This window comes from Sulfurospirillum cavolei (genome assembly GCF_001548055.1).
Lineage (GTDB): Bacteria > Campylobacterota > Campylobacteria > Campylobacterales > Sulfurospirillaceae > Sulfurospirillum.
Genome location: NZ_AP014724.1, coordinates 354972 through 368756 on the forward strand (window position 1 = coordinate 354972; position 13785 = coordinate 368756).

Below are 13785 nucleotides of genomic sequence, written 5' to 3' on the forward strand. Positions count from 1 at the left end.
GATTACGATGAACGGACTTGTGAATTGGGAAGCATTGCGTCGACAACGTTTTGCAATGCTTAGAGACCCTAAAACGCCAAACGTTGATTGGAATGCGATGGCGGAAATGTACGACGGCATGGCTAAGCTTGAAAAATCTTTTACGCAAAAACAAGTCGATGCGATGGGTATTACCCAAGACGATACGGTCGTCGATATCGGTTGCGGACCGGGAAGATTAACCGTGCCGATGGCACAAAAAGCTAAATCGGTGACATGCGTGGACGCTTTTGAAAAAATGTTGGAGCGTTGCGTGCAAAACGTACGCGATGCAGGGCTTCATAACGTTAAACCTTTGTTGCAAAGTTGGTTAGAGAAGGACGCGGTAGCAAAGATCGGCAAGCATGATATTGCCGTGGCGTCACGCTCGGTCGGTATGTTTGATATTCTCAAACTCAATCAGTTGGCGACCAAGTATGTTTTTGTGATGAGTTTTGCGAATGCTCCGAGTTTACGGGAAATTCAGTTGGATTTTTTGGAGGGCATTACGGATATTCCTCCGATGAAGAAATTACCGGATGAGCGTATGTTTGACTATAACCTAACGTTCAATACCATTTACGATCTTGGAGCCAACCCCAGCGTCGTTGTATTGGACGACGGGTTTGAGCGTATTTACGATTCGAAAGAAGAGGCGTATGAACATTTACGGTTTGTGGGGAAAATCTTGCCCGAGCACGAGGAACGCTATCGCTATAACGTCGATCGATGTTTGATGCCGCTTGAAGACGGAAAATGGCAAATGCTTCGAAAAACGCAAACGTATGTGATGTGGTGGAAACCTTCGGAATTACAATTACCCTAAAGAAGAAAAACATGAGAAACTTTTTGGTGCTCTGGATCGCCTTTTGGACGATCAGTATTCATTTGTATGCCGACGAAGCGGTACGAACCCTCAAAGATAGCGACGGTAAAGAGGTCGTCGTACCTTTACATGTCAAAAGGGTCGTACCGCTGATCGGGGCATTTGCCCAAGTGACGGGTATGCTTGGCAAAGAGCACACGATGGTCGCGACCGTACCGCGGCTTTCCACCATGTTCTATACGGTTTTTCCTTCCGTAGAGCAAAAAAGTAGCGTCGGTAATCCTTCGGTCAATATCGAAGCGATTATTGCCGCTCAAGCGCAAGTCGTGTACGGACCGACCGCTTATTTTTTAAAGGATACCCAGATCGCTCAATTAAAGAGTGCCGGTGTTGCCGTTGTGAATGTGGCAAACTTTTCGACGATCGAAGAGATGAAAGAGAGCATTACGTTGATCGGAGAGATTTTAGGGGAAGATGCTCCGCAAACCGCAAAGCTTTTTAACGACTATTACGACGCCGTTATAGCGCGCGTACAGGCTAAAACGCAAACGCTTTCTCCAAAGCTGAAAGTTTTAACGCTTAATTTTTCGGCGGGAAGCTATACGACGCTCAACGATAGCGATATAGGGTCTATATACGTTAAAATCGCCGGAGGCGTCAATGTCGCCGCAGATTATGCCTTGGATTCGAAAGGGATCGCAAAAACGCTCAACGGCGAACAGGTTCTTGTATGGAACCCCGACGTCATCGTAACGTATAGCCGAATGAGCCAAGAAACGATTCTTAACAACCCCGCATTTCAAACACTCAATGCCGTTAAAAACCGTCGTGTTTACGTCGTTCCGACGGGCGTTTATTTGTGGGCGGTGCGCAGTGCCGAGGGTGCGTTAGAGCCTTTATGGTTGGCAAAAACGCTTTATCCCGATCTGTTTCAAGACCTCTCTTTAGAAAACGAGGTACGTAGTTTTTATCGGCTTTTTTACCGTTACGACGTGAGCGATGAAGAGATCAAAACGATTTTGAAAGGCGCGTAACGTTACTTTTTCGCAATCCCCACTTTTTGCGGGCGGATCGTCAGGTCGGTGATCGCACCGTTTATATGTAAAACATCTAACACGCTTTGAGCGATGGTTTGCGGTAGTAAATAGGTCTGCTCGTCGTTACTGGGCTCAAAATGCAGAGCGTCAAAAAAAGGCGTTTGCGTCATGTCGGGGTTGATAGAGGTGACCTTCACACCGCTTTTGCGCACCTCTTCAAACAGACTCAGTCCAAAATCGCGAAGCCCGCTTTTGGTGGCAGTGTAAAGGGCTGAGTATTTGGCATGGCGTGTGGCTTCGATGGACGCGATGTTGATGATGTGCCCGCTTGTTTTTTGCAAAGAGCGCAAACAGAGGCTGGAGAGAATGATGGGTGCGGTGAGATTGACATCGATGAGGTTTTTGATCTTAGCGGTGCTGATCGTCTCGTGCGGATCAAACAGTCCCACCCCAGCGCAGTTGATGAGCACATGCACATCGTGTTCTTTCAGCCACGCTTTCACAACGCTTTCAAGTGTCTCGCCATCCCGCAAGTCACACACGATGTCCGCTTCGCGCCTGCCGATGTTAAAAACGATGTAACCGTCCTCTTGAAGTCTCTCTCTGATCGCTTTACCGATGCCGCTACTGCCGCCAGTCATTAAAACGGTTTTCATTGGATTCCTTTTATGTTCACATGCTTTGCTGTTAAATGTTTCTCAACAAGAGTTGAGGCACGATGGGAACCCCAAAACGCTGGCGCTTTTTGTCCCATCGGCTCAAATTGTATCGCAAAATTTACAGCATCGCATTGATTTTGTCTGTGTATGCTTTAAGCATCGCTTCTTCAAACACTTCATTGTTCGCATATTCGCGTCCGAAAACCTTTTTCCACAAGCTCTCATCTTCCATGCAGAGGTAAAAAAAGACTTCATTGTGCCACGGTTGAAACGCTTGGTAAAGCGTGCTAAACATCTGCTCTTTTAAAGCAAGCGGATAGGAGTATTTTCCGTTTGCGTCGTGTAGGGGCATTTGAAGGATTTTACTCTTTTGCGCCCGCAGGCGGATCTTTTTGAGCACGGGTTTGATGAACGTGAGCGTGCCCATCGAAACGAGTGCTACCTCTTTACATGTAAAAAGGTTTGTCAGTTCATGAGCGATGGCGGTGTAGGCTTCTTTCCAGCCTTCAAATAAAACGATGGGATGAAAATGAAACCCAACTCGCACGCCTTTATCTGCCAAAGTTCTAGCACTTTGGATGCGTGCTTTCAAGCTTGCGGCACGCTTTTCTTCATTGTCGATGATGACCTGCGGATTGAGTGACCATGTACAGAGGATATTTTTAGGAACATCGTTTTCCAACAAATACGCGATGTTGTCTGACTTGCTTTTAAGTTCCAAAATGACGTTGGGGTTTTTCCTTGCAAAGTGAAACAGTGCTTCTAAAACACCCGCGCGGTTGCCCCACATCAGTGAATCCGATGATTGACCTGTGCCGATGTGATATTTTTTTGTTGGGTCAAGTTCTAGACGTTCTAGTTTATGCGCGAATGTTTTGTCAAATGTGATGGTGTTGTTTTTGTAAAAACTCTGAATCGAGCAGTAGGAGCAGTCAAATCCGCAACTCTCCACGGCATCCAAAGTCATCAAGTTGCAGCAGCGCGTTTTAGGTGAAGCCACAGGGCAAGACCCAAGTCCTAAGCTCTCCTTTTCGATCTCTTCAACCTTGAAACTCTCTTTTTCAAAATCTATCGGTGTTTGAGGGTAGCGTTTCAGGTTGGTTTTTAATGCTTCGTATCGGTTTTGAAGGTGCGTTAGTGTCTCTTTTTTTTGCTCTTTATCTTCCCAAAGTATGGCAATATTTTCATTCCACATTTGTAAATCAATGGCGATAATGATGCAATTTTGAATTTCCGAAAAACTGAGACGATAGGCATTGGCTTTGTTCCGTAAGAACGTTTGCGTTTTTATATGTAATTTTTCAAATGCCGTATTTTCACAGGCTTTTTCAAAATGTGCTTGTCTATCATCTAACATATTTTCCCCATAATTTTAAACTTTTGTTTATCCAATTTCCCACATCACTTTTGCTTGGAATGCTCCCATCGCAATAATCAGAGACGACTTTAAAGACGTACCTTTCAATGGTGTTTGGAATGGCATCTAAAAAGGCTTTCGCTTCCATATCGACCAGTATGGTTTTTACATGTAAAAGATTTTCTACCGCCTTTGGATGCGAGGAACACGTCGCAAAAGGAACGTCTGAATCATGATGCGTTGTACAAAAAAGTGTGCCCTTGGCAATGCTTGTATCCGTGCATCCTGCGATGCCCACATTGATGGCAACTTCGGGCTCATAAAGGCTCAATGCATACGTAAGTGCCGCTTGTGTGTTTTCGCTTCCCATACCTGAGACGATAAGCGCGACGTTTTCGTTTTCATACAGGTTGTACGGTTGCTTGGCTTTACATGTAAGCCCAAAATACCCAATGATGGGCTTGGCTTCGGCGACAAGGGCAGTATGAATAAGAATAGAAATGGTACGCACGGATAAACCTTTATTTTTATGTGGTCATTATAGACAATCTTTGAAAATATTGCTATAATTATCCTATCCCCTAGTATAGGATATAAAATGTCACAACATACTTCACACGACGAGGTTGTCAAACGGCTCAAACGCGCCCACGGGCATCTGCATAGCGTCATCACGATGCTTGAAAGTGAGCGTTCGTGTACCGATATCGCACAACAACTGCATGCCGTCGAAAAGGCTGTCAATAACGCTAAAAAATTACTCATTCACGATCATATCGATCATTGTTTAGATGGAGCCGTGGGTGAGGGGAGTTTGAGTTCCAAAGAGATTCTCAACGAATTTAAACTCATTACAAAATACCTCTAGAGAAAAATATGGATATTACTTCTTTGATTAGTGAGGGTGCAAACCTCTGGATTTTACTGCCGAGTGCCATCGTTTTAGGTGCTTTGCATGGGCTTGAGCCTGGGCATTCGAAAACAATGATGGCTTCTTTTATCATCGCTATTCGAGGAAGCGTCTGGCAAGCCGCGATGCTTGGCGTTGCCGCTACGATTTCGCATACGGCGATTGTTTGGATCATCGCGTTAGCAGGTCTTTATTTTGGAGCACAGTACAGCGACAGCGCCATCGAGCCTTATTTGCAAATTGCCTCTTCCATCATTATCTTAGCCATTGCCGCGTGGATGATACGCCAAACCTATAAAGACCAACACGCATGCTTGAATCATTGCCATGACGACCATCATCACCATCACGATGAAATTTTCACGATAGAGACGCAAGCGGGTGTTATTGAACTGTCGATTTTTGAAGAGAACCAGCCGCCGAAATTTCGCATCAAAAGTGATGTGCAATCTTCTTTGGCGCACGATAAAATCATTCTTCAAACCGAGCGCAAAGATGGAAGCGTTCAATCCTTTTCGTTTGCCCGTCACGGTGATGGTTTAGAGTCTTTGGAAGCAATCCCCGAGCCGCATGAATTTATCGCTCACCTTTTTTTCACGCACGAGGGTGAGAGCGAACACTACGACGTAGAGTTTGTTGAACACCATCACGAACACGTTCATGAGGAGCTTGTCGGTCTTGATATCACGGCACCTGGCTACCAAGACGCGCACGAACTTGCCCACGCCAATGATATTCGCAAACGCTTTGCCAATCAAGAAGTCACGAACTTTCAAATTCTTCTTTTTGGATTGACAGGTGGACTTATTCCATGTCCTGCAACCATCACGGTCTTACTGTTGTGCCTTCATCTCAAAAAAGTGACGATGGGTGCCGTATTGGTGTTAGGCTTTAGTATCGGGTTGGCACTCACGTTGGTGCTTACGGGCGTTATTGCAGCGCTAAGTATTCGTTACATGTCAAAGCGATTTAGCGGTTTTGGCGATATCGTGAGAAAAGCGCCTTATTTTTCCAGTGCGATTATTGTTTTAATTGGTCTGTATATCGGATATGAGGGATTGTCGCATTTAGGTTAGGAGATATTTCAAAAGGATGAAAAATGAAGCGTCTTTTGCTCATTGAAGACGATGAAGAGTTTGCATGTTTGATTCAGGCTTTTTTGGCTCAACGAAGCTTACATGTTGATATGTGTAATGATCCTTTTTTAGCTCTTGTTACGCCACTTGAGCCGTACAGCCTTATTCTTTTAGATTTAGGCTTACCATGGATGGACGGTTTGGAGGTGTGCAGAGAGCTAAGAAAAAAGAGTCAAATCCCTATCATCATCTCTTCGGCTCGAAACAGCACTGCCGACAAAGTCATGGGGCTTCAAATCGGCGCGGACGATTATCTACCAAAACCGTATGACCCAGATGAGCTTTACGCACGCATTAGTAGTTTGCTTCGCCGTGTCAATGCATTTAGCAACGAAAAGCAGAAAAGGGCTTTTATGATTGACGCACAAGCCCATGACGTCATTTTTTTAGAGCATCCTTTGCTGCTGACCGAAGCGGAATTTGAAGTCGCTTCGCAATTGGTAAAACAAAACGGCCATGTTATCTCAAAAGAGCAGTTGCTCTACGATGCTCCTGCCATCTCTTCGATGGAAGGAAAAAGTTTGGAGATGATTATCAGTAAAATTCGTGCTAAAGTAAAGCCATATTCTTCGAAAGAACACATCGTCGCATTGCGAGGAAGGGGGTATCGTCTTGTTGAATAATATCAAACGCTCACTTTTAGGGCAAATTCGCTTGCTATTTGTTGTATCTTTTGTCGTTATTCTTGGATTGTGGGGCTATTTTTATCTGCGCCAAACACATTTGCAAAATGAGCACGCCATGGCACGTTACTTTAGTATCGCAAGTTCATTACAACCTTTTTTGTTTCAGTCGTATCCTTTAACGAACAAAGAGCTGCAAGAGTATCATGTAACTTTGTTTACGCAAGCGCTTAGCACCAAAGCCAAGATACAAGAGCACAGAGGCGACGATATCAAAGGGTTTACGATTTTTGAGGAGAACGGAAAACACATTTTACACGTGTATAACCCTATCGGAGAGATTTACCTTGAAGATAAAGAAGAGGATTATACCCTTAGCCTCATTCATACCATTTTTTTAGCTCTCCTTGGCATCCAAAGCATTTTGTTGGTTGTTTCACAAAGACTGTTGCATCCAATTTTAGAGATGGGGCAAAAACTTAAAGAGCTTCAACAGGGTGATTTTTCAAAATTGTCCATTCATTCTTCCTATAAAGAGTTACAACAAATCGAACATTCCTACAATCATGCGATTGATTATATTCATTACTTGGTGCAAACCAGAGAGATGTTCAATAAAATATTGATGCATGAGCTTAAAACACCACTTGCAAAAGGGATGTTTTACCTGAAAAATGTACCCTCAACACAAAGTCATACAGATATCAAAAAGGTGTTTGAAACCATTAATTCGCAACTCGATACCTTCCGCATGCTCGAAGAACTCATCGCCTATAAAGGGGAGGTCTCATGCGAGGAACACTCTGTTGTAACCGTCTTAAATCACGCTATAAAAACCTTACATGTAAAGAAAGATGAAACGATAGATGTTCATCAAAGTTGTGAAACCTGTTTGATACAAGGCGATGGCGCATTATGGCAGATTTGTTTTAAAAACCTCATGGACAATGCTTTGCGTTATTCGCCCAATCATCATGTTTTTATTGAATGCTCACAGACGGCTATAACGTTTGTGAATGAAGGTGAGCCTTTACCCCTAGATATTTCTGCTCCTATTCGTGATTGGAAAATAGAGCGCTCAAAAAATCATCGAAGTACAAGCGGATATGGTTTTGGGTTATTTATTGTTAAAAATATTATTGAATTGCACGGGTACACTTTGCGTTATCATTATGAAAATCACCGTCTCGCTTTAAGTATCCAAATCTAAACGCTATTTACCTTCATTTACCTTCGCTTGGGAAAGAGGTTACCTTCGTCTTTTATACTTTCATCATATATCAATAAAAGGATTAACGATGAAAGCAAAACTTATCACACTTGGTTTAACGGTTATGGTAGCATCAAGCTCTCTGTATGCTTTTGGAGGAGTGCAAGGGTGGAATTGTGGTAACCAACAAAACAGGATGCCTTTTTCGCACCCTATGTCTTTTAACGGTAACAGTATGCGAGACATTATGATGACGCTCTCTAGTATGGACTTATCAAAAACGCAATGGAGTGAAATTCGAAAAGTGATGTTTGAGATGCGCGATCAGCACTTTGATGCATCGGCTGAAAAAGCATCGGTAGAGGTGATTCATAAAGACGGCAGTTTTGACAAAGAGCATTTTATCAAAAACAGAACGTCTTTGTCCAAAGAGATGATTGATACTCAAGCCAAGAGTATCGAAAAAATCTTAAGTATCCTCACAGAAGCTCAACGTAAATCGTTAGCCGGCAAGCTTGCGATTTAAGGAGCCGTTATGACACGCTATACATCACGCTCCATCTTCCTTCATTGGCTTAGTGGGGGATTGCTTGCATTTCTTTTGGTGACGGGTACGTTTGTTTTATCCGATATCCCCAATACGGTTGAAAAACTTGGTTCTTTGAAAATACATATGATTTTAGGCATCGTTGCAACGCTAGTAAGCGTGGTGCGCATTTTTGTCATCATTAAATCGCCAAAGCCCGAAGTATTGCTGATGAGCCCATTGCGCGCTAAGCTCATGCACGCCAATCATATAGCGATTTACGCGGTTATTCTTGCTGTTGGAGTAAGCGGCCTTATGTTGGCGCAAAGTGCTTCTTTAGGTCAGATGATTTTTTTTGGAGTAGAAAAAGAGTTATACAGTAGTTTTCACGATTTTGGCGTTGGAGTCGTGCATGGTCTTTTAACCAAAGTGCTTCTCTTTTTAGTTGTGATGCATATTGTAGGAGTGGTTTCTTATACGCTAAGTCATCAGAGCAACATTATAAAACGCATGTGGTTTTAAAGGAGTATAGATGCGTAAATATAATTTTTTAGGAACTTTGGTATTAGGTACTGCTATTGCATGCACTAGTTTGGTTGCAGAGGAAAAGACAGCCGATGATTTGGTTGCAAGCATGCAAAAAGAAGACATTACTTACGCACAACTCATGAGCGGAATGGGTATGGCGTATGAGAGTATTCAAAACGGTGTCATCAGCATGAATAAGCTGCTGGTTGATCGAGGAATCTATTTTATCCGTACCCATCCTGCTCCCAAACAAAAGCCATGGGTGATTATGGATAAAGAGGATCAAGAGGGATTTAAAGCGATGTTGGTCTATTACGATAAAAAGATGGACGAAGATGTTGCTATTATTGAAAAAGCAGCACAGCAAAAAGATTGGATCAAAGCTTATGAGGGTGCGAAAGAGCTAGGCAATAGTTGTCTTTCGTGCCATATGGCGTCTAAAAATAACGTCAAATACGTAATGAAGTAGTCTCTTATCAAAGAGAGTCTATTCTCTCTTTGATTGAGTGTATTTACTATACATGTGAACTAACATGTAAAACCTACTGCATCACCTCAAATCCCGACAGTGCCGCACCCACAGCGCCGATGAGTTGAGGGTGTTTTGGGATGAGAATGGTTCGCTCAAGTTTAAGTTCAAGCATATGGTGCAAGAAAGGGTTGAGCGCGCCGCCACCGGTGAAGACGATGGTTTCATTTTCTTTGATGACAAATTTTCGAGCCATTGAGGCAAGTCGTGAGGCGATGGATTCGTGTACGCCATAGCAGATGTTCGCCAAACTCTCTTTTTTGGCGATAAGGGAGATGACTTCCGACTCGGCAAAAACGGCGCACATGCTTGAAATGGTCAGCTCTTTATCGTGCTCAAAGCCCGCTTTGGCGAAAGTTTCCATGTCAAGCCCTAAACGATTGGCGGCAATCTCTAGGAATTTTCCTGTCCCTGCCGCACATTTGTCGTTCATGCGAAAGTCGGTAAAACTGCCAAATTCGCCCATTTTGATGACTTTGCTGTCTTGCCCGCCTAGGTCGATGACAGTGGCGACATTTGGCTCAAAAAAGTAAGCTCCTTTGGCGTGCGCTTTGATTTCACTGATGACGGGCGCACCGTGCGAATCTTCCAGCATATAGCGACCATAGCCCGTGGCGACGAGCATTTTGACCTCTTTGTCTGCCAAATACTCGCCCACGATGGCATCTTGATTGAAAATGGTCGGGATGACCGCGCTATGAGTGATCTCCCGCTCTTTTCCGATACCGATGATTTTTGTATAGGTCGAGCCTATATCTACGCCCCAAAACATTATTTGGACTGAAACGCTTGCGCTTTTTTCTTGAAGTTGATGCTCTCTAAAAAGGCTTCAACGCGCGTTTTGATCTGTCCGGCATCTTCAGGTGAATAGTCTGATTCGATGACAAGACACGGAATGCCCTCTTTGGCGAGCGCTTCGGTGACGAGGTGCGACTCGACATTGTACGTGTGGCAAAAGGAGAGCGTGTAGTAGATGACACCATCGGCTTTACGGTCTTTATACATTTGAACGATTTTATCGGTTCGAGGTGTATTGGGAGTGAAACAGGCACAGTCGATTTTGGAGTAGCGTTTCATCAAGCGCGCGTAGAGTTCGTCTTCGCTTTGAACGCCTTCGATGTCCACATTGTCTTTAAAGTAGCGATGTCCGATGCACCCTTCTTCGTTGATGATACACGCACCTGAGCCTTCAACCGCGGTGTGGAGTTTCCAGTTTGGCGGAGCGATAGGCGTACCAAGCACCATAATGCGAGGGGTGTTCTCAGGGAAAACGCTCACTTTTTCTTTGATGCGCTCATCCAGTTCATCGCAGAGTTCATTCACTTTTTGCGTAAAGCGTTTGGGGTCATCTAAAAAGCTCATTTGGCTGATGAAAAGCGCGTCTTTGCCACTAATGGGCATGACGTCTGGGTGCATGCCGCGAAGCGTGTCAAGGCGTTTCATCGCGTCGCGTTTGGCGTTGATGACTTTGACACCTTCAAGCATCTCAGCAAGGCTTAGTTTTCGCTCACTCACCTCTTCGATGTGCTCTTTAAACTCTTTGATCTCCTCTTGCCACATTTTGAGGTCTTTCTCACGCTTCATATGCGGAATGTTCATGACATGTACGGGATGGTGTTTGGCTAAGATCTCCCATGCTTTTTTCTTGGCTTCACAGGTGGTTTCGCCGTAAATAAAATCACTGGATTGCGTATACGCACAGGTACGTTGAAGTTTGAAACCGTGCGCGGATTTAATCAACGGGCAGATATTGCGAGGCAGTTCGGTTTCGGCGTCCGCTACGGTAGCGTTAGAACCGCCGCATAAGCCATAACAGGCTCCGCCCGCACCCACGACGATCTCTTCAGGAACGAAGATACAAAACGTACCCACCGCGGGTTTTTTTTCAGCACGAAGCGCGTTGATCTCGGCAATGCGTTGCCCTTGAATCTCGCTCATAAACCAGTCGAAATATTCCATACCGCGAGGGCGATTGGGTTGTCCTAAAAACTGTGCTTTGTAGGCTTCTAACCCGGCACCCATCATCTTTGCGTGACGCTCAACGTCAACACCGATACTTCCTAATAAATCCTTGTGGAGCTCAACACCCATGGTTTTTCCTTTGTGAAAAATGTAGTGCTGTTTGGGTTTACATGTAAAGTGGTGAGCAGGAGAAAAGAGTGCTACGTTTCATGTATGTCTAAGCCTTAGACCAACAGCAATTAATGTATTGTAATCTACTAAAGATTAAAATTCGGTAAATTTTACTTTACCGAATTAAGAGCAAATTTCTCCGCTTACAACGTTGCGTATGCGATGTTTGGCAAAGACTAACGCGGCTTATGCTAAAATCGCGTTTTATCTTTACATGTAGGAATTTTTGTGGATATTTTTCAGTCTATTATTATGGGTGTGGTTGAGGGGTTTACCGAGTTTTTACCCGTTTCATCGACGGGGCATATGATTGTCGTTGCCGACTGGCTCGGTGTAGAACAAAATAGCATGGTGAAAGCCTACGAAGTGATTATCCAGTTTGCCGCCATTTTAGCAGTGGTTTTAAACTATAAAGAAAAATTTTCTCCCAAAAAAATCACGCTTTGGACGAAACTTGCGGTGGCGTTTGTTCCGCTTGGCGTGGTAGGCTTTCTCTTTGCCAAACAGGTCAAAGCGATGTTTAACGTAGACATCGTGGCATGGATGTTCATCATCGGCGGTATCGTCTTTTTGATCGTCGAAAAGCTTTACAAACCCCAAGAACATTTTATCGACGATGTCGAAAACGTGAGTTACAAACAAGCCCTTTGGATCGGTATCGCTCAGATCTTTGCCTTGATCCCTGGAACGTCGCGTGCGGGTGCGACGATCATCGGTGCGATGTTGGTGGGATTGACGCGAAAAGCAAGTGCGGAATTTTCGTTTTTACTCGCGTTCCCCGTGATGTGTGCAACCACGGGATACGACTTGGTGAAACATCGGGGCGAGCTTTTCAGTGATGCCAATTTTACGGTTTTAGCCGTGGGATTTGTTGTCTCGTTTATCGTCGCTTATGCAACGATCAAGCTTTTTTTAAAGTTTTTAGAGACGTTTACGTTTGTCGGATTCGGCATTTACCGCATTCTTTTCGGTGTGGTGTTGCTTGCGATCTATTAACGCTTTAGCCGATCAATCAAAGAGGTGCGCTAGTACCTCTTTATCCACGGCCGTTTTTTGAATAATATGAATCCCCCGCGCGGAGAGTGCGCTTCGAAGTCCTTCCCCTAATTTTTCGCTGATAAAAAAGTTGACCTGATGGTTTTGGAAGAGTTCGGGAAGCACCAAGGGCGGTTTGAGGTTTTGCGCGAAAACGGGATTTTCAAGCTCAACCCACGATACGATCGTATGATCGTGAATCGTCGCGATGATGACGTATTTTCTTTTGGGTTGAAGCGGTAAAAGCGTCTTTGGCGAGTCGCAACACAAAGCGACGACGTAGCGATCGCGCTTGGTCTCCAAGTCCAAATGGTGTCCGCCCAAAAGCGCTAAGGCAACTTTGTAATGCGCCGATTTGATAATACGCGCAAACGTCGGACGCGAAATACCCATTTTTTGTGCCGCATCTTCTTGGTAAAGCCCCATCAAATCCATCCAGTACAACGCTTCGGTCTCTTCGCTTAAAAGCATAATCGACTCGTTGTGCGTGACGTTTTTAGGCGTAAAGCGTGTACAAAGCGGTTGGTAAAACGTTTGACGAAGGCATTTTTGACGCGGCATGAAGCACTCCTTAAATCGTAGAAGTTATGGTAGCATAAAAGCTTTAAAAATACTTGACATATGTTCATTTAAAGTGATACAATTACGAACATATGACCAAAATAAAGGAGATAAAATGATCGCTATGCCGATTAAAACCGATAGTGAAAACAGTGCTTTAGCACCGCTTTTCGGTAAAGCAAAATTTTTCGCGTTGATCGATGAAAACGCTAAAATCACGATTCAATCCAATGAAGTCGAAGGCGGTATGAAAGTCGCACAATGGTTTCAAAAAGCGGGCGTTACGACGCTCATTACCAACCATTTAGGCGAAAAACCGTTTGCGGCACTTCAAAAAGCGGGTATTCGCGTCTACTTCGCCGGAAGTGAACGCATCGAGATTGCCCAAGCCCTTCAAAAGTTTAACGATCGTCTTTTGGAAGAGGTGAGCGCAAGCAACTACGACACGCTTTTAAAAGAGGAAAAAAACGACAAAAAATCCCACGGTTGTCATGATTCGCACGAAGGTGCGTTTCGCTCCAAAGTCAAATGTTGCGAGAAAAACCGCAATCCTCTTGCCTCGGCGCATCGTCACGGTCACAAAGAGGGCGAATGCGGCGAACACGGGCATCATCACGAGCACGGTTGCTGCCACCACGAACACGCATAAGTATTCGTAAAAAGCCAAACGCGCTTCTTCGTTGCGTTTGGCATCTTT

General features: G+C 44.3%; 17 protein-coding genes. 11 read left to right on the plus strand and 6 right to left on the minus strand.

Translation table 11 applies throughout. The features are described from left to right. The first annotated feature begins 7 nt into the window (after positions 1-7). Both UCH003_RS01825 and UCH003_RS01830 read left to right on the plus strand, forming a co-directional pair. A complete protein-coding gene (locus UCH003_RS01825) occupies positions 8-844 on the plus strand; it encodes a class I SAM-dependent methyltransferase (protein ID WP_060825207.1) in 837 nt (278 codons plus the stop codon). Positions 845-855: 11 nt separating this feature from the next. Then, positions 856-1878, plus strand: a complete 1023-nt coding sequence (locus tag UCH003_RS01830; RefSeq protein WP_060825208.1) for an ABC transporter substrate-binding protein — start codon at positions 856-858, stop codon at positions 1876-1878. Between the two features lie 2 nt (positions 1879-1880). Here UCH003_RS01830 and UCH003_RS01835 read toward each other — a convergent pair whose 3' ends face one another. The 3 genes from UCH003_RS01835 to UCH003_RS01845 all read right to left on the minus strand — a co-directional run bounded on the left by UCH003_RS01835 (position 1881) and on the right by UCH003_RS01845 (position 4408). Next, positions 1881-2537: an SDR family oxidoreductase gene (locus UCH003_RS01835; RefSeq protein ID WP_060825209.1), complete on the minus strand. Its 657-nt coding sequence runs from the start codon at positions 2535-2537 to the stop codon at positions 1881-1883. Positions 2538-2658: 121 nt separating this feature from the next. After that, complete coding sequence (locus tag UCH003_RS01840) at positions 2659-3897, minus strand: SPL family radical SAM protein (RefSeq protein ID WP_060825210.1); 1239 nt, start codon at positions 3895-3897, stop codon at positions 2659-2661. Then, entirely contained in the window at positions 3887-4408 is a 522-nt protein-coding gene (locus tag UCH003_RS01845) for a nucleoside phosphorylase (protein WP_060825211.1), read from the minus strand. The genes UCH003_RS01840 and UCH003_RS01845 overlap by 11 nt, the downstream gene beginning before the upstream one ends. A gap of 87 nt (positions 4409-4495) precedes the next feature. On the opposite strand from UCH003_RS01845, the gene UCH003_RS01850 reads away from it, so the two are divergent. The 7 genes from UCH003_RS01850 (at position 4496) to UCH003_RS01880 (ending at position 9299) form a co-directional block, all read left to right on the plus strand. Further along, the gene (locus tag UCH003_RS01850) at positions 4496-4765 is read left to right on the plus strand and encodes a metal-sensing transcriptional repressor (RefSeq protein WP_060825212.1); all 270 of its coding nucleotides are present in this window, start codon (positions 4496-4498) and stop codon (positions 4763-4765) included. Positions 4766-4773: 8 nt separating this feature from the next. Then, positions 4774-5883 (plus strand): nickel/cobalt efflux transporter, encoded by a 1110-nt coding sequence (locus UCH003_RS01855; protein ID WP_060825213.1) that lies wholly within the window; start codon positions 4774-4776, stop codon positions 5881-5883. 23 nt (positions 5884-5906) lie between these two features. Beyond that, positions 5907-6566, plus strand: a complete 660-nt coding sequence (locus UCH003_RS01860; RefSeq protein WP_060825214.1) for a response regulator transcription factor — start codon at positions 5907-5909, stop codon at positions 6564-6566. A gap of 319 nt (positions 6567-6885) precedes the next feature. Continuing rightward, complete coding sequence (locus tag UCH003_RS01865) at positions 6886-7776, plus strand: ATP-binding protein (RefSeq protein WP_158509027.1); 891 nt, start codon at positions 6886-6888, stop codon at positions 7774-7776. A gap of 88 nt (positions 7777-7864) precedes the next feature. Beyond that, positions 7865-8302: a hypothetical protein gene (locus tag UCH003_RS01870; RefSeq protein ID WP_060825216.1), complete on the plus strand. Its 438-nt coding sequence runs from the start codon at positions 7865-7867 to the stop codon at positions 8300-8302. Between the two features lie 9 nt (positions 8303-8311). Further along, positions 8312-8824 carry a cytochrome b gene (locus UCH003_RS01875; protein WP_060825217.1) on the plus strand — a complete coding sequence of 171 codons (513 nt, stop codon included), beginning with the start codon at positions 8312-8314 and terminating at the stop codon, positions 8822-8824. Positions 8825-8834: 10 nt separating this feature from the next. Then, positions 8835-9299: a hypothetical protein gene (locus UCH003_RS01880; RefSeq protein WP_060825218.1), complete on the plus strand. Its 465-nt coding sequence runs from the start codon at positions 8835-8837 to the stop codon at positions 9297-9299. 73 nt (positions 9300-9372) lie between these two features. Here the strand turns inward: UCH003_RS01880 and UCH003_RS01885 are convergent, their stop codons facing one another. Together UCH003_RS01885 and UCH003_RS01890 are read right to left on the minus strand one after the other, a co-directional pair. Continuing rightward, positions 9373-10131: an acyl-CoA dehydratase activase gene (locus UCH003_RS01885; protein ID WP_060825219.1), complete on the minus strand. Its 759-nt coding sequence runs from the start codon at positions 10129-10131 to the stop codon at positions 9373-9375. Then, on the minus strand, positions 10131-11450 hold the full coding sequence (locus tag UCH003_RS01890; RefSeq protein ID WP_060825220.1) for a double-cubane-cluster-containing anaerobic reductase: 1320 nt from the start codon (positions 11448-11450) through the stop codon (positions 10131-10133). Before UCH003_RS01890 ends, UCH003_RS01885 begins: the two co-directional genes overlap by 1 nt. A 270-nt stretch (positions 11451-11720) precedes the next feature. Between UCH003_RS01890 and UCH003_RS01895 the strand changes: the two genes are divergently transcribed. Then, positions 11721-12488: an undecaprenyl-diphosphate phosphatase gene (locus UCH003_RS01895; protein ID WP_060825221.1), complete on the plus strand. Its 768-nt coding sequence runs from the start codon at positions 11721-11723 to the stop codon at positions 12486-12488. A gap of 12 nt (positions 12489-12500) precedes the next feature. On the opposite strand, the gene UCH003_RS01900 is transcribed toward UCH003_RS01895, so the two are convergent. Further along, positions 12501-13088, minus strand: a complete 588-nt coding sequence (locus tag UCH003_RS01900) for a DUF134 domain-containing protein (protein ID WP_060825222.1) — start codon at positions 13086-13088, stop codon at positions 12501-12503. A 115-nt stretch (positions 13089-13203) separates the two neighbouring features. Between UCH003_RS01900 and UCH003_RS01905 the strand changes: the two genes are divergently transcribed. Next, a complete protein-coding gene (locus UCH003_RS01905) occupies positions 13204-13737 on the plus strand; it encodes a NifB/NifX family molybdenum-iron cluster-binding protein (RefSeq protein WP_082709127.1) in 534 nt (177 codons plus the stop codon). Positions 13738-13785: the final 48 nt, after the last annotated feature.

Bases quoted from the DNA above. Each gene is read 5' to 3' on its own strand.
- UCH003_RS01825 (WP_060825207.1), top strand. From the start codon at position 8: ATGAACGGACTTGTGAATTGGGAAGCATTGCGTCGACAACGTTTTGCA.
- UCH003_RS01830 (WP_060825208.1), top strand. From the start codon at position 856: ATGAGAAACTTTTTGGTGCTCTGGATCGCCTTTTGGACGATCAGTATT.
- UCH003_RS01835 (WP_060825209.1), bottom strand. From the start codon at position 2,537: ATGAAAACCGTTTTAATGACTGGCGGCAGTAGCGGCATCGGTAAAGCG.
- UCH003_RS01840 (WP_060825210.1), bottom strand. From the start codon at position 3,897: ATGTTAGATGATAGACAAGCACATTTTGAAAAAGCCTGTGAAAATACG.
- UCH003_RS01850 (WP_060825212.1), top strand. From the start codon at position 4,496: ATGTCACAACATACTTCACACGACGAGGTTGTCAAACGGCTCAAACGC.
- UCH003_RS01855 (WP_060825213.1), top strand. From the start codon at position 4,774: ATGGATATTACTTCTTTGATTAGTGAGGGTGCAAACCTCTGGATTTTA.
- UCH003_RS01860 (WP_060825214.1), top strand. From the start codon at position 5,907: ATGAAGCGTCTTTTGCTCATTGAAGACGATGAAGAGTTTGCATGTTTG.
- UCH003_RS01870 (WP_060825216.1), top strand. From the start codon at position 7,865: ATGAAAGCAAAACTTATCACACTTGGTTTAACGGTTATGGTAGCATCA.
- UCH003_RS01875 (WP_060825217.1), top strand. From the start codon at position 8,312: ATGACACGCTATACATCACGCTCCATCTTCCTTCATTGGCTTAGTGGG.
- UCH003_RS01880 (WP_060825218.1), top strand. From the start codon at position 8,835: ATGCGTAAATATAATTTTTTAGGAACTTTGGTATTAGGTACTGCTATT.
- UCH003_RS01885 (WP_060825219.1), bottom strand. From the start codon at position 10,131: ATGTTTTGGGGCGTAGATATAGGCTCGACCTATACAAAAATCATCGGT.
- UCH003_RS01890 (WP_060825220.1), bottom strand. From the start codon at position 11,450: ATGGGTGTTGAGCTCCACAAGGATTTATTAGGAAGTATCGGTGTTGAC.
- UCH003_RS01900 (WP_060825222.1), bottom strand. From the start codon at position 13,088: ATGCCGCGTCAAAAATGCCTTCGTCAAACGTTTTACCAACCGCTTTGT.
- UCH003_RS01905 (WP_082709127.1), top strand. From the start codon at position 13,204: ATGATCGCTATGCCGATTAAAACCGATAGTGAAAACAGTGCTTTAGCA.